Annotated in this window: 13 protein-coding genes and 1 pseudogene; 3 read left to right on the forward strand and 11 right to left on the reverse strand. The window is 73.9% G+C overall.

The features are described 5' to 3' along the window. Positions 1–38 precede the first annotated feature (38 nt). On the forward strand, positions 39–1520 hold the full coding sequence (locus GTY67_RS33775; protein WP_161281558.1) for an HAD-IA family hydrolase: 1482 nt from the start codon (positions 39–41) through the stop codon (positions 1518–1520). On the opposite strand, the gene GTY67_RS33780 is transcribed toward GTY67_RS33775, so the two are convergent. The 3 genes from GTY67_RS33780 to GTY67_RS33790 all read right to left on the reverse strand — a co-directional run bounded on the left by GTY67_RS33780 (position 1517) and on the right by GTY67_RS33790 (position 5688). Continuing rightward, positions 1517–2386: a class II fructose-bisphosphate aldolase gene (locus GTY67_RS33780; protein WP_161281559.1), complete on the reverse strand. Its 870-nt coding sequence runs from the start codon at positions 2384–2386 to the stop codon at positions 1517–1519. The genes GTY67_RS33775 and GTY67_RS33780 overlap by 4 nt on opposite strands. A gap of 47 nt (positions 2387–2433) precedes the next feature. Next, positions 2434–3318 (reverse strand): SIS domain-containing protein, encoded by an 885-nt coding sequence (locus tag GTY67_RS33785; protein WP_161281560.1) that lies wholly within the window; start codon positions 3316–3318, stop codon positions 2434–2436. 162 nt (positions 3319–3480) lie between these two features. Beyond that, the gene (locus GTY67_RS33790) at positions 3481–5688 is read right to left on the reverse strand and encodes an AAA family ATPase (protein WP_202462750.1); all 2208 of its coding nucleotides are present in this window, start codon (positions 5686–5688) and stop codon (positions 3481–3483) included. 307 nt (positions 5689–5995) lie between these two features. On the opposite strand from GTY67_RS33790, the gene GTY67_RS33795 reads away from it, so the two are divergent. Then, complete coding sequence (locus tag GTY67_RS33795; protein ID WP_093688157.1) at positions 5996–6250, forward strand: hypothetical protein; 255 nt, start codon at positions 5996–5998, stop codon at positions 6248–6250. A 78-nt stretch (positions 6251–6328) separates the two neighbouring features. Here GTY67_RS33795 and GTY67_RS33800 read toward each other — a convergent pair whose 3' ends face one another. The 3 genes and pseudogenes from GTY67_RS33800 to GTY67_RS35255 form a co-directional block, all read right to left on the reverse strand. Then, positions 6329–6757: a pyridoxamine 5'-phosphate oxidase family protein gene (locus GTY67_RS33800; RefSeq protein WP_093688159.1), complete on the reverse strand. Its 429-nt coding sequence runs from the start codon at positions 6755–6757 to the stop codon at positions 6329–6331. A gap of 64 nt (positions 6758–6821) precedes the next feature. Continuing rightward, positions 6822–7736 (reverse strand): serine hydrolase, encoded by a 915-nt coding sequence (locus GTY67_RS33805; protein ID WP_161281562.1) that lies wholly within the window; start codon positions 7734–7736, stop codon positions 6822–6824. 763 nt (positions 7737–8499) lie between these two features. After that, positions 8500–8622 (reverse strand): annotated as a pseudogene (locus GTY67_RS35255) (LysR family transcriptional regulator); the annotation flags it as partial. 182 nt (positions 8623–8804) lie between these two features. Here GTY67_RS35255 and bla point away from each other — a divergent pair. Continuing rightward, positions 8805–9770 carry a class A beta-lactamase gene (gene bla, locus GTY67_RS33815; protein WP_343238809.1) on the forward strand — a complete coding sequence of 322 codons (966 nt, stop codon included), beginning with the start codon at positions 8805–8807 and terminating at the stop codon, positions 9768–9770. A 13-nt stretch (positions 9771–9783) separates the two neighbouring features. On the opposite strand, the gene GTY67_RS33820 is transcribed toward bla, so the two are convergent. The 5 genes from GTY67_RS33820 to GTY67_RS33840 all read right to left on the reverse strand — a co-directional run bounded on the left by GTY67_RS33820 (position 9784) and on the right by GTY67_RS33840 (position 18653). Further along, positions 9784–11481, reverse strand: a complete 1698-nt coding sequence (locus tag GTY67_RS33820) for a thiopeptide-type bacteriocin biosynthesis protein (protein ID WP_161281564.1) — start codon at positions 11479–11481, stop codon at positions 9784–9786. A 70-nt stretch (positions 11482–11551) separates the two neighbouring features. After that, positions 11552–13474 carry a TOMM precursor leader peptide-binding protein gene (locus tag GTY67_RS33825; RefSeq protein WP_161281565.1) on the reverse strand — a complete coding sequence of 641 codons (1923 nt, stop codon included), beginning with the start codon at positions 13472–13474 and terminating at the stop codon, positions 11552–11554. Next, complete coding sequence (locus tag GTY67_RS35260) at positions 13471–15465, reverse strand: hypothetical protein (protein ID WP_161281566.1); 1995 nt, start codon at positions 15463–15465, stop codon at positions 13471–13473. The genes GTY67_RS33825 and GTY67_RS35260 overlap by 4 nt, the downstream gene beginning before the upstream one ends. Beyond that, entirely contained in the window at positions 15462–18290 is a 2829-nt protein-coding gene (locus GTY67_RS33835; protein WP_202462433.1) for a lantibiotic dehydratase, read from the reverse strand. Before GTY67_RS33835 ends, GTY67_RS35260 begins: the two co-directional genes overlap by 4 nt. Positions 18291–18476: 186 nt before the next feature. After that, the gene (locus GTY67_RS33840; RefSeq protein ID WP_237502975.1) at positions 18477–18653 is read right to left on the reverse strand and encodes a thiazolylpeptide-type bacteriocin; all 177 of its coding nucleotides are present in this window, start codon (positions 18651–18653) and stop codon (positions 18477–18479) included. Positions 18654–18809: the final 156 nt, after the last annotated feature.

The raw sequence follows: 18809 nt of genomic DNA on the forward strand, positions 1-18809 counted from the left end.
CCCCCGCCCGTAACACCCGTACCGCCCAGGAGTCCGCCATGCCCCGTGCCCGCCGTGTGCTCGTCGTCGGCATCGACGGTGTACGCCTCGACACCCTCGCCCGTGTCGCCACCCCGCACCTCGACACCATCGCCGACGCCGGATTCCTGGCCCCCGTGACGGTCGAGGAGTCCACCCCCACCATGTCCGGCCCGTGCTGGGCGACGATCGTCACCGGCGTGCGCGTCGCCAAACACGCCGTGTGGTCCAACGACTTCAGCGGCCACCGCCTCGGCGTCTTCCCGGACTTCACCACCCGCCTGGCCCGCCAGGACGGCCGCCGCACCTATGCCGCCGCGGCCTGGGAACCCCTGGTCACCGTGGCCGACGGCGGGCCGATGTTCCGCCGCCCCACCCGGCTCACCCACCACGCCCCGGCCGCCGACTCCCCGCAGGCCTGGGAGGACGCCGACGAGGCGACCGTGCGCGACGCCGTCGCCGTCCTGACCCACGAGGACCCCGAGGCCTCCTTCGTCTACCTCGGCGCCCCCGACGAGACCGCCCACCACCTCGGCTGCGCAACGGCGTACGAGGAGTCCATCGCGGTGGCCGACCGCCGCCTGGGCCGCCTCCTCACCGCCCTGCGCACGCGCCCGACCTACGGGGAGGAGGCCTGGACCGTTCTCGTCGTCACCGACCACGGGCACCGGGACGAGGGCGGTCACGGCGGGGCGAGCGAGGCCGAACGCACGGCGTGGCTGGCCTGCGCGGGCCCGGACATCACGGCGGGCGCCCGCCCGCTGCGTCCGGTCCGGCACGAGGACGTGGCCGCCCAGGTGTACGCGGCCCTGGACCGGACCCCCGACTCGCACTGGACCCTCGACGGCACCGCCGTACCGACCGTGCCGCAGGCCGTCCTCCTCGACATGGACGGCACGTTGGTGGACACCGAACCCCTGTGGCTCGAAGCCGTCCGCGAGGTCGCCGCCGCCCACGGCCACACCCTGACCGACGAGGAGGGCGCCGGAGTCCTCGGCCGCACCTGCGCCGACACGGCGGCCTGCCTGGCGACGCTCAGCCCACGGGCCGCAGGCAACCCGGCCCTGGAAGCCGACCTGGAGGACACGTTCCTCATGGCGGTCGAGAAGGGGGTACGGCTGCGCCCCGGAGCCCGCGACCTGCTGGAGCGGCTGGCCGACGGGAACATACCCGCGGCCCTGGTCTCGGCCTCCCCGCGCCGGGTCGTGGACGCGGTGCTCAAGACGCTGGGCGCCGAGGCGTTCCGTACGACGGTGGCGGACGGCGAGACGGACCGCTCCAAGCCCCACCCGGACCCGTACCTCGAAGCGGCCGCACGCCTCCACCTCCCGCCCGCTGCCTGCCTGGTGGTCGAGGACAGCCCCACCGGCATCGCGGCGGCCGAGGCGGCGGGCTGCCGGGTGGTGGCCGTGCCCTCCGCGACCCCGATCGACGCGGCCCCCGGCCGGAGGGTGCTCGGCGATCTCACGGCGCTGCTGGACACGTGGGGAGCACAGCCCTAGACGGCGTTCGCGGCAGCCGCGGGCAGCACGGAGATCAGCCGGCTCACCGTCCGCGCCATCGCGTCCCGGCCCGGCGCTAGGTAGGCGCGGGGATCGACGCCCCGCTCGTCCTGCGCGAGGCGCTCCCGTATCGCGCCGGTCATCGCGATGTTCAGCGCGGTCCCGATGTTGACCTTGGCGATCCCTCCGGCGACGGCCCGCGCCAGCTCGTCGTCGGAGGCGCCGGACGAACCGTGCAGCACCAGCGGGACCGGCACCGTGGTACGGAGACGGGCCAGCAGGTCGTGGTCGATCCGGGCGTCGCGCGAGGTCATGGCGTGGGAGGTGCCGACCGCCACGGCCAGCGCGTCGACCCCGGTGGCGGCGACGAAGGCGAGCGCCTCCTCCGGGTCCGTACGGGCCCCGGGTGCGTGCGCGTCCAGCGGGGCCTCCCCGTTCTTGCCGCCGACCTGGCCGAGCTCGGCCTCCAGCCAGAGCCCCTCACCGTGCGCCCACACGACGGCGGCGCGGGTGGCCGCCAGGTTCTCCGCGTACGGCAGCCGGGCGGCGTCGAACATCGCCGAGCCGAACCCGCACTCCGCCGCCTGGTGCAGCAGCTCGGGGGAGTGGACGTGGTCGAGATGGAGGGCGACCGGAACGGCGGCCGCCCGGGCCGTCTCGTGCGCGGCGCGGGCCAGCGGGCGCAGCCGGCCGCCGTGGTACTTGACCGCGTTCTCGCTGATCTGGAGGATCACCGGCGCCCGTGCCGCCTCCGCTCCCTCCACGATCGCTTCCGCGTGCTCCAGGGTGATGACGTTGAACGCGGCGACCGCACCGCGCCGGGCTGCGGCGTCGGCGATCAGTTCGCCGGTGGCGGCGATGGGCATGGCAACTCCGGGGTGAGAGGCCCTCGGGCGAGAGGCCGTCGGACGGTTCAGGCGGTGCTGAGGATGACCGAGCGCGTCAGATGGCGCGGCCGGTCCGGGTCGAGGCCGCGGGCGTCCGCGATCGCCAGCGCGAGCCGCTGCACCCGGACCAGCTCCGCCAGCGGGTCGAGTCCGCCGGCCACCCACCGGGCGCCGGTCGCGTGGACCTCGTCGGTCAGTCCGGCCGGTGCGTCGCCGAGCATCCAGGTGGCGGTGGAGCGGGTGGAGATGCTGATCGGGCCGTGCCGGTACTCCATCGCCGGATACGCCTCGGTCCAGGCCAGCGCCGCCTCACGCATCTTCAGCGCCGCCTCGTTGGCAAGGCCTACGCTCCACCCCTGCCCGAGGAAGGTGAACTGGGTGCACTCCACCAGACCGGCCGGCAGCGGCTCGGCGAGCGCGACCTGCGCGTCCTCCACCACCGCGTCGGTGTGCAGGCCCAGGTGGGCGCGGAGCAGGGTCAGCGCCGAGGTCGCGAACCGCGTCTGCACCACGGACTTCTCGTCGGCGAAGTCGAGGACCACCGTGTCGTCGGCCATCGCCGCCATGGGGGTGTCAGGGTCTCCGATGACCACGGTGCGCCGCGTGGTGCCCTTGGTCCGCGCGAGCAGTTCGAGGACCTCGGTCGTGGTGCCGGAGCGGCTCAGCGCCACGATCCGGTCGTAGCTGCGGCCGACAGGGAATTCCGACGCGGCGAAGGCGTCGGTCTCGCCCTGGCCGCTGCCCTCGCGGAGAGCCGCGTAGGCCTGGGCCATGAAGTACGAGGTGCCGCAGCCGACGACGGCGATGCGCTCACCGGCCGCCGGAAGCCGCCCCGCGAGCCCGTCGGCCATCCCCGCCGCCCGCTGCCAGCAGTCGGGCTGACTGGCCAGCTCCCGTGCCACATGCGTCATCTGATCTCCCCATCCACGCGTGATGCTCGAAGCTGCATATTAGGCCCGAGTTTCGAGCATTATCAAGCAGTGAGGGGTGCTGGGGTACGCGACGGGAACACGGAAAAGCCCCCCGGGTGCGGACCGGGGGGCTTCGGCGAACGGGAAGGTGGCGGGCGGCGGTCAGCGCAGGGCCGGGGGCAGCGCCTCCCGGTGGACGATGCCCAGCCGCTGGGTGGCGCGGGTCAGCGCCACGTACAGGTCGCTCGTCCCGTACCGGCCGGGCTCCACCACCAGCACATGGTCGAACTCCAGCCCCTTGGCCTGGCGCGGGTCGAGAAGCACCACCGACCGTGTGAGGTCGGGCTCGGCCCCCGCCGTGACCTCGTCCAGGGGCGCGGCGATCTCCTCGTGCAGCTCGCGCGGGGCGATCACCGCGAGCCGGCCCTCCTCGGGCGTCAGCTCGTCGACGGCCTTCGCCACCGCACCCGCCAGATCCTCACCGGCCTCCCGCACCCACGGCTTCTCACCGGTGGAGCGCACCGAACCGGGCGCCACGAAGGAGGGGCTGCGCTCCCGTACGACGCGGGCGGCCAGCTCCATGATCTCGGCGGGCGTACGGTAGTTGACCCCGAGCGTCACATGCTCGAAGCGGTCACCGACGTACGGTTCGAGGATCTTCTCCCACGAACCGACCCCGGCCTCCTCGGACGTCTGGGCGGGGTCGCCGACCAGGGTCAGCGAACGGGTCGGCGAGCGCCGCATCAGCAGCCGCCACGCCATCGGCGACAGCTCCTGCGCCTCGTCCACGATGATGTGCCCGAACGCCCAGGTCCGGTCGGCGGCCGCCCGCTCGGCCGCACTGCGGTGGTCGATCTCCTCGTGCCGCTCCGCCATGCGCTCGGCGTCGATGATGTCGTGGGCGGCGAGGACCTCGGACTCCTCGTCCTCGAACTCGTACGTCTCCGAACCCCGCGACAGCTCCAACAGCCCCTGCGCATAGGCGATCCGCTCCTGGCGCTCGGCCTCGGCGGCGGCCCGCGCGGCACTGTCGTCGGCCCCGAGCAGCTCGGCCGCCTCGTCCAGCAGCGGAACATCGGCGGGCGTCGACTCCCCGCCGGGCTCCCGCCGCAGGGCATCGGCGTCCTCGGCCGCCAGATACACGGGCTCGGCCAGGTAGGAGGCGAGGAACCCCTGCGGGGTGAGCGTCGGCCACAGCGTCTCGATGGCCTCGTGCACCTCCGGGCTCATGGCGACGGCCTTGCCGAGCTGCGCGATGTCGTCCGGCCCGAGGAAGTTGGGCCCGCCGTACGGGTCGGCGCCGATGCGCTCGGTGAGCTGCTCGGTGAGGGCGTCGATGATCCGGAAGGCGAAGTGCGGGCGGGCGAGGTTGTGCGGCAGCAGGGTGTCCCGGGCCGCCTGCCGGGCCTCGTACGCGATCTCCCAGTCCAGGACGAGGTCCCCGTCGTCGTGCGGGATGACCAACGGGGCGCCGGGCTCGGGCAGTTGCTGCCGGTCGCGGACGGCGAGGGCGAGCGCCTCGGCCATCTCCGCACCGCCCTTGACGGCGGCCGCACGGGGCGTGTCGGTGCCGGTGGCGTGGACGCCGGGGAAGAGCTCGGCCTGCGTGGCGAGCAGCACGCCGGTCTCACCCAGCGCGGGCAGCACCTCCGCGATGTACCGCAGGAAGGCCGGGTTGGGCCCCACGATCAGCACCGCCCGCTTGGCCAGCACCTCGCGGTGCTCGTACAGCAGGAACGCGGCCCGGTGCAGCGCGACCGCCGTCTTCCCGGTGCCGGGCCCGCCCTCGACGACGAGGACACCGCGGTGCGGGGCGCGGATGATGCGGTCCTGCTCCGCCTGGATGGTCCGCACGATGTCACCCATACGGCCGGTCCGCGCCGAATTCAGCGCGGAGAGCAGAACGGCGTCGCCGTTGGGGTCCTCGAACCCTGTGCGGTCGTCGTCCCCGAGATCCAGGATCTCGTCGTGGAGCTCGGTGACCGTACGCCCCTCGGTGGTGATGTGCCGACGCCGCCGCAGCCCCATCGGCACATGTCCGGTCGCGAGATAGAAAGGCCGGGCGACCGGCGCGCGCCAGTCGATCAGAAGGGGCGTGCGCTCGGTGTCGTCCTCGCGGATCCCGATGCGCCCGATATGGTGCGCGGCGCCGTCGCAAAGGTCGATACGCCCGAAACACAGTGAGCCGTCCACCGCGTTCAGCGCGGCGAGCAGCCCCGACCGCTCCGCGACGAGCACATCACGTTCGAGCTTGGCCTGGAGCCCGGTCCCGACCGGCGTCAGCGCCTCCTCGACGCGCCGGGCCGTGACCCCGCGCAGCTCGTCGACGCGCGCGTGCACACGGTCGATGAATTCCTGCTCTTCCCGCAATTCGACGGCTTCCCGGTTTGACAAAACGGCTCCCTGCCGGATATGGTTCTTCTTATAAGGCCTCCGAGTGGGGCCTTTCTGCATGAACATAGAAAAATCAAATATACGCGGCGAAAACCCTGGTACGCAATTGCGGACCGGGGATTTTTTTGCGGCGAGGGTGGTCCCCTCGGGGCCGGACAGGGGGGTGCGCCCGTCCAGGTGTATTGCCCCTGGCATGTGCGTGTCCGTCCCGTCACCGGCCCCCTCGTGCGTAACGGTTAGGGCTCCGCACCATCCGTTACGCAGTTGCTGAGAAGGAGCACCCATGCTTCGTCGTATCGCCATCACTCTCGCGACCGTCGCCGCGGCCGGCCTCGTGGCGGCCACGCCCGCCGTCGCCGACGGCGGCTGGGAGGCCGGCAAGGTCGCCGCCGGCTACCAGGCGATCGAAGGGCACCGCGGCCACGCCGAGTACACCAACCTCGGTGGCCCGTACGGCATCACCTACGCCGAGGAGAGCCGCCAGCACTTCGGGGCCGAGCGCGGCTACCTCTACGGCGAGTACCTGCAGGGCCACTGACCTCCAGCGGTGAACAGGGCCCGCCCCCTCGGGGGCGGGCCCTGTTCCTGTCTTCGTTCCCGTCGCCGGGCCGACGGCTCAGGACTCGCCGAGGTCCGAACTCAGCCAGCGCTGCGGCCGCATGTGGATGACCACCTGCTCGCCGTGCTCCTTCCACGCGAACTCGACGTACGCCTCGACCTTCTCCGCCGGCAGATAGCGCGACGAGATCTCCACCAGCTGCTCACGGGTGGCGGGCCGCGTCGCGACGACCGGTCCCTCGACGGACACATAGCGGACGGTCGGCGCGACCCGGTCGACCATCAGCGAGAACCGCCCCGCCGCGCCGATCAGTTGCCCCTTGCGGGAGTCGCGCCCCGTCATGATCCAGATGTCACCGCCGGGCTCGTACTGGTACCAGATCGGCACGGTGAGCGGGGCCCGTCCCTCCTCCGCCGAGTCCACGGCCAGCGCGGCGACATGAGGTTCGGCCAGGAACTGTTCACGCTCGTCACGGGTCAGAGCCACAGGTACTCCTCCATCGACTGGATGTCCTGCGCCCAGAATGCCGCAGCCCGTCCCCGGCCGCCGGTCAGACATCCTGGCGTCTGCGGAGCTCCTCCACCGCGACCCTGGCCACCGCGCCGATCACGGCGTCCGCGCGCGGGAGCTTCTTGTCGGCACGGGCGGCCTGGGTGAAGACCACGGCCGTGTAGCGGCTGCCGTCCGCGAGTTCCACCACCCCCGCCTCGTGGCGCATGGAGCCGAACGTGCCGGTCTTGCCGTAGACGGTGACATCGTCGTACGGGAATCCGGAGGCGAGGCGGTGCGTCCACGGCTGGGTACCCATCGCGGCCCGCATGAAGGAGCAGCTCTCGGGCGAGGCGGCCTCGTCCGTCCAGATCGCCCGGAGCAGCCGGGCGATCTCGGCCGGGGTGGAGGACGCCTTGTACGCGGGGTCGTAGACGTCCGGCGGTACGACGGCGTCGTTGTCCGAGACCCGGGCCATGGCGGCGTCCAGCGACCCGGCGCCCGTCTCGGCGACCAGCCGGTCGAACGTCCCGACGACGCCGCCGTGGATCCGGGTGTGCGGCAGACCGAGCTCGGCGCACACCCCGTCGACGACATCGGCGCCGACCGTACGCAGCACGGCGTGGGCCGCCGTGTTGTCGGAGACACTCATCATCTGCACCACCAGATCGCGCAGCGACATCGTGACCGGGTCGCGCAGGATCGACAGCCCCGTGGGGCCGGGCACCCGGTCGGCGGCCTCCAGCGTGAGCCGGTGGAGCGGGTCGACCCGCCCCGCGTCGGCCAGCCGCCAGAAGGCGGTCATCAGCGGCACCTTGTAGACGGAGCCCATCGGCACCTGCTCGTCCGGGTCGATGACCACGCGGGCCGACGGGTGCTCTAGCTCCGCCACATGAAGCCAGCCCCGGACACCCGCGTCGTCGAACAGGGCGCGGATGGCCGCTTCCACCCCGCCGCCGCGCCGTGAGCCGTTCACCTGGCCGCCTTCCGGGAGAGGACGTCCTCCAGCAGCCGCGCGGTCCCAGCCGGATCCTCGGAACCGGACGCGGAACGCCGGGGGTTCCAGACCACCCGCAGCCGCAGGGGGAGCGGCGGGTCGGTCGCCCGCTCCGCTCCACCTGCGAGGCCGTCAGCGCTTCGTCCGCCGTGACCAGGACGGCCTGGCCCGCCGCCACCAGCGCCAGCCCGGCCCGTTCGTCGGTGACCACCACCGTCTCGACCCGGCGGCCCCGGCTCGCCAGCGTGTCGACGAACAGGTCATGGGCGGCGGGCGCCTCTCCCCGGGGGCGTACGGCGACAGGCAGCCGCCGTGGCGCCGCACCCGGGCCCGCACCACCGGACTCCGCAGGCCGGGCCGGGGCGAGGATCCACGTCGGCAGAAGGATCACCTGCCCGGCGGCGAGACCGTGCAGAACGGAGGGGTGCCGGACCACCGCCAGGTCGAGGCGGCCCGAGGCGACATCGGAGAGCAGGGTCGCGGTGGGAGCCGTCACCGTACTGATCCGGGTCCGGTCACCCGCCCGCACCGGGGCGGCCGCCACATCCGCCGCGAGCGGCGCCGGCACCTCGGGGGCCAGCCCGAGCCGCAGCCTGCGCCCGTCCGCGTGCTCACGGGCGCCGGTCTCCCGAAGCTCCGCCAGGGCGGCCAGAGCCCTGCGGGCGTGCGGCAGCAGCAGGGCGCCCTCCTCCGTCAGGAACACCCCGCGCTCCCGCTCGAACAGCCGGACGCCGAGGAGCGCCTCCAGCCGGCGCAGCCCCTGCGAGAGCGGCGGCTGCGTGATCCCCACCCGTTGGGCGGCGGCGCCGAAATGCTCCTCCTCCGCCAACGCGATGAAGATTTCCAGGTGCCGTTCCGTCAGCACTCCCTCTCCCTGGCATGCGGTGATACGGCGGGTGAATCACTCCGATGCCGAGATCGTATTCGACTTGCGGGGCGGTGGCGGGCTTGACTCCGCGGAGGGCGACGACAGGCCCTGGTGCCGGGACCGGGCCACGACCAGGCCCGAGCGCCGCACCACCACGCCGAGAGAGAGGTCTTCCCGCCGTGCCCACCCGAACGCACGCCCATGTCTCACGCCGCTCCGCACTCACAGCGCTGACCGCCCTGACCGGGGCGGCCCTCCTCCCGCTCACCGGCTGTTCGACCGGACCGGACACCGCACCCGACCGGACGGGTGACCCGAGCGGCCGCAACGGTTCCGGCCCCTCCCCGTCGCCCTCGACCCTGCCCCGTACGGACCGCGCCTTCGCCGAGCTGGAGCGCAAGTTCGACGCACGGCTGGGTGTGTACGCGGTCGACACCGGCGACGGACGGACCGTCACCCACCGCCCCGACGAACGGTTCGCCTACGCCTCCACCTGCAAGGCCCTCCTCGCCGGTGCCGTACTGGCCAAGAAGAGCCTCCCGCAGATGGAGCGCCTCGTGCGCTACGGCAAGGAGGAGATCATCAGCAACTCGCCCGTCACGGAGAAGCACGTCGCCACCGGCATGACCCTGCGCGAGCTCTGCGACGCCGCCATCCGCTACAGCGACAACGCGGCGGCCAACCTCCTCTTCCGCGAACTGGGCGGCCCCCGCGGCCTCCAGGACGCCCTGCGCGGAATCGGTGACCAGGTCACCCGCTGCGACCGCTACGAAGTGGCCCTCAGCGACGCGACCCCCGGCGACCTCCGCGACACCAGCACACCCCGCGCCCTGGCCGCGGACCTGCGCGCGTACGCTCTCGGGTCCGCGCTCCCGGCGGAGAAGCGGGCCGTGCTCACCGACTGGCTGAAGCGCAACACCACCGGCGACCACACCATCCGCGCGGGCACGCCCCGGGGCTGGGTGGTCGGCGACAAGACCGGCACCGGCGGCTACGGCACCCGTAACGACATCGCCATCGTCTGGCCCCCGGACGCCGCCCCGATCGCGCTCGCCGTCCTCTCCCGCCGCGACACCGAGGACGCCGAACCCGACGACGCCCTGATCGCCGGAGCCGCGAAGGTCGCCCTCGGCGCGTTCGCCTGAGCGGACCGGGGCGCTACGCCGTGGGCATCGCGGGGTGGCGGCCGACCGGCAGCACGTACTGGAGCGGCCGGTCCAGGTCGTCGAGGCCGAAGATCTCGTGCGCCAGATCGTCCCGGAACCCGCCGAGGGGCGTCGTACCCAGACGGAGCGCGGTGGCGGTCAGGAGGAGCGACTGCGCCAGATGGCCCGCCTCCAGGAGCCCCAGCCGCAGGGCGCGCAGACCGTAACGCTCCCTGAGCCGCCCCAGGTCGACATACAGACCCAGGACCACCGGGAGCGCGTCCGGGACGATGCCGTCGGGGTCGTCGTCGGCGCGCGAGAGGTACGAGGACAGCGACTTCACGTCCTCCATGGCGGGTGCCGGGCCGACGTACCGCAGCGAGCGCCGTTCCGGCACGCACTGGTAGGTGCCCGGCGCCAGCCCCTGGACGTCCAGCGCGAGCAGCCGGAGACCGGCGGTGTAGAGGGCGCCCGCGCTCGGATACGGCCGGTGGCGCATGAGCCGTTCACCGCCGTCGGCGAACCGGTGGACCGACTCGTGCCCGGACGCGTGCGAGCCCCAGAGCAGCGTGCCGAGCGACTCCGCGTCCAGCGGACCCGTCAGCGCGCCCCGCCGGGAGACGCGGGTGTTCATCACCGTGCGCAGGGCCGTGTCCGGGAACGGGCCTGCGGGAAGCGGAAGTTCGGGGCCGCCCCGGAGGACGTGGCCTGCGGGCGGTACGTCGCGGGGTGCCGAGTCCTGCTCCCGGCCGAGGTGGAACTTGCTCCGCTCCAGGTACTGCCGGTCGGGTGAGGTGTGGCCTTCGGGGAAGTACGAGGCCGCCTCGCCCCGGTCGCCCCGGTCGAGGAGTGTGCGTGCGGCCAGCCGGCACACCGCCCGCTCCTCGTCGGGCGCCAGCCCCAGCCGGTTGAAGAGCATGTGCAGCTGGGACGCCCAGATCTGCGGACGGGTCACCGGCAAAGAGAGGGAGCGCAGCGCCCGGTCTGCGTCGCGGACACCGTCGTACCAGTCGGCCGCAGCGCCGGGGGCCGTGCCGTCCTCCAGCGCCTGCCGCAGGGCCCGGGCACGGCTGGTGAGAGTGCCGCGTTGGAGGGCGTAGACGCTGTTGACCCTCGCGTGGATGTGCTGAGCGCCCAGCAGCGGGACGTCCTTCGCCCACCGCCAGCCCGCGGCGTGGCGCCGTAACCACTGAGCCGCCGCCAGCCGGTCCATGCCGCGGGCGAGAGCGGTGGTGTGCGCGAGATCGATGGCCAGGGCGAGCCGGGCACTGCCGCGCGGGGTGTCCTGGACGCCCCGCACGGCCACCCGGCTGGAGAGGACGAAGAGCTTTTCGGCCACCGGCAGGGCCTCAGGACCTCCGTAGCGCCCGGTCTCCGGGACGTACGGCTCCTCGCGGACCTCGGCGTGCTCCGCCTGCCCGTGCGGGAACGGCCCGCCTACGGAATCGGCGACCGGCAGCCGCTCGGCCGCCCGCGCGAGATCCTTCGGCAGGGACGCGGCCCGCGCCCCCGCCACCCCGCGCACCCGGATGCGCAGATGGTGCCCGCCCTCGTCGTAACGGATGAAGAACCACCCGGTGGCCTCGCCCTCGGCCACGAGCCCGTCGAGGAGCGGGGCCACGGCCCCGGTGAGGAAGGCGTCGACGTCGGCGGGGACGGAGCGCAGAAAGCAGTGGAGGCTGAGCCAGGTGGGCTGGGATGAGTTCGTCACGGGATGGCGTCCTGTTCCGCGTTCCGGGGTTCCGGGGGGTGGTGGTCGGTGGGTTGGCGTGCGGCACGCCTCACGGGAACGGGTGCGGATGCAGCGCGAGTTCGTCATGACGTGCCCTGCGCGGCGTGCGCCCCAGCCGGAACGGCACCTCAAGCAGCCGGTCGAGTCCGAGCGTGCGCCGGTTGACATGCCCGAACGTCATCGGCAGCGAGCCCGGGACGACGACCTTCGCCGTGTGCAGCCCGAGCCGGTCCCGTACGGCGGACTCGCTCAGCGGTACGGCGACGACCTCCAGGCCGAGACCGGCCAGCCGGGCCACGGTCCGCTCCAGCAGCGCGGTGACATCCGGTACGGGCTCCGGTCCCGACGCCTCGGGCCAGATGTCCCGCCAGTCCGTCTCGGGGCCGTCCGGATCGAGGAAGTCCAGCCGGGGGAGAGCCTCGGGCAGGGTGTTCACAGCCACATGGTCCGCGAGCGTCCTGACCAGCTCCGGCCGCTCCAGCATCGGGAGCAGCCGCCGCCGGTCGAACATCTCCGGCTCGGCGCGGTGCCGGTGGACGGCGTTGACCACGTTGGTGACCACCTCGGCGAGGGCGGAGCGGATCGCGGTACGCGGATGCTGGTGGCTCCCGGCGGCGACGAACGCCCTTGGGGCCGAGGCGGGTTCGCCCCGGTGCAGGGCGACGGCGATGACGGCGGGCACCTGGAAGTCGTTCGTCGCGTCGAACAGCGCCACCCGGTACCCGGCGAGCGCCGCCCGGTCCACGAGATGTGCCACCTCCGGGTCCTCGGCGGGCACGGCGACCCGGCGCAGCGGGGTGCGCGCGTACCACGCCATCAGGAACGCGTCCCGCTCGGCGACCTCGAACAGCCCGTACAACGCCGCCTCCGCCGGGCTGTTGCCCAGCCCGCAGCCGCTGGAGCACTCGTACACCACCCGGGGCCGTCCCGGGCTCGCGTCCCAGTAGGCGACGTGCTCGGGCACCGCCGTCGTACGGTCACGAGTCAGGGACCAGCCGTGCACCCAGTCCAGCTCGAGGTCCGGTGCGTACGGCACGGTGGCGGATGCGGGGTGCCCGTGGTGCACGGGATCGGGCAGCCCGAGCCGTACCGGATCCACCGCCCGTTCGGGGCCGAGCTCCGCGTAGGGAGCGCGCAGGACGGTCCGGTGGCCGGTGGGGCTCATCGACGCCAGCCGCTCCGCCGCCTCGAACAGGGCGACGCGCTCGCTGCTCTCGAAGTCGGTGCCGCGCCCGTAGCCGCCATCGCGCAGGTCGCGGCCGTAGGTCACGTACGCGCTGGTCAGGCTGTGCACGGACTCCTCGGTCCGGAGGATCTGGTGGACCGGCCCGAACCGCTCGTCGAACAGCACCTCCCGCAGACCCGCCACGCCTGTACGGGAGTTGGGCTCGCGCAGCGACTCCGGATCGCTGGGGGGCCTCGGCGCGCGGCGGGCGTCCGGACCGAAGGCGGCCTCGGCGGCCTCGGTACGGTCCGGCGGCAGCGGCAGGCAGACCGCGCATCCGCCCACGGGTTCGAGGCGGTGGGTCGACCAGGTGCCCCGGCCGTTGTGGACGACATGGACGACGGTCTCGCCACCATCCAGGAGAGCGAGGAGAGAGGCGGCCAGCACGCCGACGGCGTCGACGAACGCGGGGGAGGGGCGGCCCTCCAGCCGAAGTCCCGGACTGCGCCACGGCACCCGGCCACCGATCGTCGCCAGCCGCCGGTACTCGCCGCACGACAGACATCCCCGCGCGCCGGGCCGCAGCACGGGCCCCACCACCGTCAGCGCCCCGTCGCCCCGGACGGGGACGAGCGTCACCGGATGGCGCAGCGCGTGCCGGGACAGCTCCTCCGCCATGCCCAGGGTCCAGGAGTCCAGGACCACGACGGCGCTGCCTTCGGTGAGCCGCAGGGCGCCCGCCGCGTCGAGGACGGTGGTGGGTATCTCCTCGGCCAGGGCCTGCCGAAGGGGGTCCGGGGCGATCACCGGGATCCTTCCGTGGGGCGGGGGAGCGGGCGGGGGCCGGTCCGGGCGGCCAGAACGGAGAAGCCGCACTGCCGGAGCGCCGACCACAGCGTGTGTACGTCGGCGGGCGCATCGGCCGACGGCTCCCAGGGTTGGGGGGCCCATCCGGTGAGGCGGGTGAGGGCCTCCTGGAATCCCGGCTCGCGGCCGGCCAGTTCGGCCAGCCAGGCCGTCGTCCACCCCGCGTCCTCCCAAGGAGCCGACTCCGCCGACCGGGCGAGCGGGGCCGACGCACCGATGGGTGTCACCAGATGCCGGACGCGCGGGGAGTGCGGTGCGTCGGTGGCCGCCTGGACCCTGACGACGGCGGAGAGCGCGGCGAAGGCGACGGCGTCGTCCGCCGTGGCCTCAACGGCCGTGCCGAGCAGGTCCGGTGGGCCGCCCGCCGTCGTACGCCCCCGGACGCGGGCACGGAACACGCTCCCGCCGCCCGTGTCGAGGCGTGCCACTGCCACGTCCGCGTCGACTCCGAGCCGCCGGACCAGGACGGACCACCAGTGCAGCGCCTGCGGATGGCGGCCGGTCTCGGGGACCCAGGGGACGGTGCGGTCCAGGCCTTCGCGGTACGAGCCTGTGTGTGCGTCCGCCGCTGCCTCCTGGTGGCCCGCCGCCCGCCGCAGCGCGCGCCCGCATGCGTGCTCCGCTCCCGCCCCGACCACCACCGGGCCCGATTCGCCACCTCCCAGGCGGAGTTCGGCCGCACGGCAGACCGCTTCCAGCCGCGCCAGGTCGGCCCGGGCGGAACCGGACAGCAGGTCGCCGTCTGCCACCGCGCAGCGGACCAACGCCGCCGGGAGCTGGGGGAGCGCCCCGGGGTCCGGCTCGTCCAGCACACCGACCAGGCGGTCCGTGAGCACCGGGATACGGGCCAGCGCCTCGGCCAGCGTACGTACGTCAGCACGCGGGCGGACCCGGTCGGCGTCCAGGAGCACGGGGCCTGACCAGTTCCGGTACTCACCCCGTAACGGCTCCTGCTCCGCGATGAGCGCGGCCGGGAGTCCAGGGAGCAGCCGGGCGTCTCCCGCCTCGGCCGACGGGTCACGGAGCCCGGCCACCGCGCACACCAGCCGCTGCGCCGCCGAGGAGGCCAGGAGCACGGGGAGCCCCGGGTGCTCGGCTGTGCCGGGAACCCCCCACCGGCGCAACCTGGCGGCCAGCCCGTCGGCGTCGGCCCGCGCCTGCTCCGCGCTGCCCACGGGGGTGACGAACCCGAGGCCCGCGCGTACGCCGACGGCGACGGCATGTTGCTCGGCTGCGCGTACGCCGATGGCCGCAGCCTGTTCCCCGCCTGCGTCGGCCGCCGACTCCTGTTCCGCCGCGCCCCGTTCCCGTACGACGGCCGAGGGCTCGCCGGGTCCTGTGGCGATCAGCAGGGTCTGCCCGTCCGGCAGGTCCGCCGCCTCGACGATCACGACCTCCGTCCGGACACCGGCACGGGCCAGCGCCCGCGCGGCGGTGCGGGCCAGCGGGCTGTCCGGGCGTGCGGTGAGAACCCGCGCCCGGCTGCGGCTGAGCGCATCGGCCGCTGCGACGGGCCGGTCGGCGACGGCCCCCAGCCACTGACCGGCCGCATCCTCCGCCCCCTCGGCCTCCTCGACGGAGCGCGCGACCAGGAGGTCGTGGTCGTGCAACTGGCCGATCACCGTCAGCAGAGCGGCCCGCAGCGGCGAACCCGCCGGAGCCGCCCGCGCCAGCTCCGTACATCCGGCCTCGGCCCTGTCCCCACCCGCCGCCAGCGCCTCGGCCAGCCGGCCCCACAGCACCGGCAGCCCGGGTCCGCCCTCCACCGTGACGCTGGTGATCCAGCCCCGCAGGTGTACGGCGTTGTGCAGCACGGTCACCGCGACCCCCGGACGTAACGTCCACAGCCCCAGAGAATCCAGCGCGTCCGGCGCGGCCCGTTTTTCTTCCCCCGGGGTGGTCGTGCTGTGCGCCGCCTGATCGACGGTCATCGGTCGTCTTCCCTTCGGTTCGGCTGCCCGGCCCGGTAGGTCTCCACCACCAGCTCCACCGCCGCGTGCTTCTCGCCCCGCGCCGGTGCGGGCAGTGCCTCCTCCAGGACCGCGCCGTCCCGGTGGCGGGCCAGCCACTTGCCCAGGCAGCGCAGATGCAGCGCGTCGCCGAGATCGACGTACTGCGGCTTGGGGCGGTCGAGAGCGCGCAGGAGGTCCTCGTCCACCCGGCCGCCCCGGGCCGGTGGCGCGGCACGCAGATAGAGCTGGTCGGGCACGCCGAGCAGAGCCCGCCAGCGCGCCACCGTCGCCACCGGCACCTCACCCTCGGCACCCTCGGCCGCGAGCTCCGCGAGCAGGACGGCCACCGTGCCGGCCGCCAGCTCCCACCGGCGCCGGCGCAGCACGAGGTGGCGGTGGCGCAGGCGGGGGGTGCGCACCAGGTCTCCGCCGGGGACGGCGGTGACGTGACGGGGCACCAGGGCGCCGAAGTCGGTCATGCCGTGCGGGTGGTCCATCAGCAGGGGCGCGAGTCTCGGTTGCAGCAGGATCGGGGCGAACACCCCCGCGTAGAGCACGTCGGCCCACTCACCGGTGGCCTTGACCCGGACGCGTACCTCATCACCGTCGAGGTCATGGACGAGTTCGACGTCGTCCGCGCCGAGAGGGGTGTACGAACGGTCCGGCCCGATCTCGTCCTCCACGAACAAGAGATGCAGGTTGGCATTGAAGCCGCTCACCGGCCGCACCTGGACCACCGTGGCGCCGGGGCCGAGCGCGTCCAACACCGCACCGGCCGTTTTCCGCACGGCCGCCGGATCCAGGGAATCCAGGAACCTGCTGGTGAAGCGCCCCCACCCCCCGTACACATGGTTCACACACAGCGCTCCGCCCGGTCCGCGCTGGAGGAACCCGGTGTACGAGACCGGGCGCCGCGCCGCCCACGACGGCATCCGGGAGCCGAGTCCCGCCACCAGCCCTTCCGGCAGGACGACATCGTCATCGGGGCCGCCGCCACTGTCCGCGTGCGCCCGGTGCACGGCCGCCGCCAACTCGTGCCGGAGTACGGCGAGTCGTCGGATGCCCTCGGCCGCCGTGGAGTCGTCGCTGTCGCCGTCCGCGTCCGGAGACCCCCCGCCGACGGTCCGCGCCGCCCGCTGCCACGCCTCGTCGGCGTCCGCGCCGAAGTCCCACACGTGCGGGCAGACGCCGCCGGGCCCGTACCGTGCGACGAAACTGTCCCGCACCTCCCGGCGCACCACCGGCCCCACATCGAACACCTCGGCCAGGAGGGCCAGTTCACCGATCGCCCGGTGGTCCGCGTCGCCCAGGAAGCCGTCCAGCCGGACCGGCCCATGCATGACGATGTCCTCGCTGAGCACGGTGAGGCGGGCGGGGGCGGGGTCCACCGGGCGGCCCACCTCGGCGAGGAGCGTCACCCAGCGGTCCCTGAGGGTGGCGAGTACGGCGGCGCGACGGTCGGGCACAGCCGCGCCGAACTCGTCGGTCAGAACGGAGAGTTCGTCGATACGGAGGGCCAGCGTGCGGTCCTTCGGCGAGCCGGTCCCCCGCAGCCAGTGGGCCAGCCGGGGGAGGGGGGCCGGGTCCTGCGGGTCGAAGGGCTCCACCGGGACGAGCAGCCCCGCGTCGCAGACCTGCCGGACGAAGGCGGATGCCGCGCCGAGCTGCCCCGGCTCCGGCCTCGGCTCCGGGCCTTCCCCGGCCCCGGCCGCGAGCAGCCGGGCCAGCGCGTCAGGCGTGGCCGGGGGGTCGCACAGCGCGGCGAGCCGGCCCAGCGGCTCCGGCGCGCCGAGGGTGACCACGTCGTCCTCCACCGCGAGGAAACGCGCGGCGGTGAACGCCGTACGCGAGCGGGCGAAGGTGGCCCGGCCGTCGGAGACACGCAGGCTGCTGCACATGCGGTGCGGCAGGGTGGAGCGGCGGCGCAGCTCCGCCGCCAGCGCCGCGAACAGGGTGTCCACCAGAGTCCGGTTGGCGCGGACGACGGCGCGCAACGAACCGAGCGGCAGGTCCGCATCGTTCCAGAGACAGGGACCGGCGGTTTCCCGGGCGACTCCACTCCAGGGGCCGGCGGTTTCGGGGTCCACTCGGCCCCAGGAACCGGCGGCCTCCGGGCCCGCTCCACTCCAGGGACCGGTAGCTGCCCCCTCCCCGCCCGACGGCTTCGGCAACACCCCCCAGCCGACCCCCGTGAACGCGGACAGCGGTGTGGTCCGGGCGACCGCCCGCGTCACGTGCCGCAGGACCCCCGCCTCCTCCTTCCGCGCCCTCCGGTCCGCCGGCTCGTGCCCCGCCCGCGTCACCGCCCGCAGCAGATCGGCGCTGGTGAACGACGCGGCGCGGAGGAACGAGGGCTCCCGGCACAACCCGGCGAGCACCGACCGCCCGGCGGCCAGGGCGGGGGCTGCCCCGGACCGGAGGGCCGTGAGCAGCTCCTCGCGGCGGTCGCGCGCCCCGAGCCAGGCGCGCAGTTCGGGGACGCGGTCAGGCAGGCCGCCCAGAGCCCGCAGAAGAGCGGGCCGAGGGGCGCGCCCGTTGTGCACGGCACGGCGGAGCGGAAGCACCACATCGCGGTGGAAGCCCTCCGTGTGGCCCGCGCGGCTCGCGTAGAGCGCGTCGCCGAGCGCCGGGGTCAGGGCTGCGAGCCTGCCCTCCAGCGCGACCAGTTCGGCGAGCGCGGCCCGGAACGCGGCGGCGGAGCCGGGTTCGGCGGGCAGCCTCAGCAGGGTCGTACGGACCAGCGCGCCGGGGGCGATCCGGGGGAGCGGGACGGCGCGCCCGGCGCGAGCCGGGGCCGCGGGCATCTGGAGTTCCGGTACGGGCGGATTCACATCGATCCAGTCGACTGGGCGTTGGACAGAGGCCGGCACACGTTTCGTACGGGCCGGATGGCGCACGCGCCGGACTGCGCACGCGCGCGGGCCTCCGCGACACCGCACCCAGCCACGAAACGCGTCGGCGGTGCCGCGAAAGCCCTCACGGTTCCTGTGTCACGCGGTGTTGAGCTCCAGCGGCGGCTGGACGCTGCAACCGCTGCAACCCTGACAGGACGTCGAGGAGGAGGACGACAGCGAATAGGTGGACTCACCTATTCCGGCCGTGTCGCGCATCGCGGTGACGGTGATCTCACCGAGATCCAGCCCGTCGAGATCGAAGGAGGTTGCCATCTCTGGAAGTGACATGTGTTCTCCGGGAGTCGTGAGAGCAGAAACGGTGCTTCTGTGCACCCGGTTCGGCAGCGTAGGCCGGAGGGCGCTGCCCGGAGCAGCGCCTTAATCAGCCAACGGGACGGCGACGGAATGTCTCAAAGGCGCGTTACCGGC

It is taken from the genome of Streptomyces sp. SID8374, assembly GCF_009865135.1.
Lineage (GTDB): Bacteria > Actinomycetota > Actinomycetes > Streptomycetales > Streptomycetaceae > Streptomyces.

What these genes read in the sequence shown, in the direction of transcription:
- GTY67_RS33785 (WP_161281560.1), bottom strand. Translation starts at nt 3,318, where the DNA reads ATGACGCATGTGGCACGGGAGCTGGCCAGTCAGCCCGACTGCTGGCAG.
- GTY67_RS33775 (WP_161281558.1), top strand. Translation starts at nt 39, where the DNA reads ATGCCCCGTGCCCGCCGTGTGCTCGTCGTCGGCATCGACGGTGTACGC.
- GTY67_RS35260 (WP_161281566.1), bottom strand. Translation starts at nt 15,465, where the DNA reads ATGACCGTCGATCAGGCGGCGCACAGCACGACCACCCCGGGGGAAGAA.
- GTY67_RS33780 (WP_161281559.1), bottom strand. Translation starts at nt 2,386, where the DNA reads ATGCCCATCGCCGCCACCGGCGAACTGATCGCCGACGCCGCAGCCCGG.
- GTY67_RS33795 (WP_093688157.1), top strand. Translation starts at nt 5,996, where the DNA reads ATGCTTCGTCGTATCGCCATCACTCTCGCGACCGTCGCCGCGGCCGGC.
- GTY67_RS33835 (WP_202462433.1), bottom strand. Translation starts at nt 18,290, where the DNA reads ATGCCCGCGGCCCCGGCTCGCGCCGGGCGCGCCGTCCCGCTCCCCCGG.
- GTY67_RS33840 (WP_237502975.1), bottom strand. Translation starts at nt 18,653, where the DNA reads ATGGCAACCTCCTTCGATCTCGACGGGCTGGATCTCGGTGAGATCACC.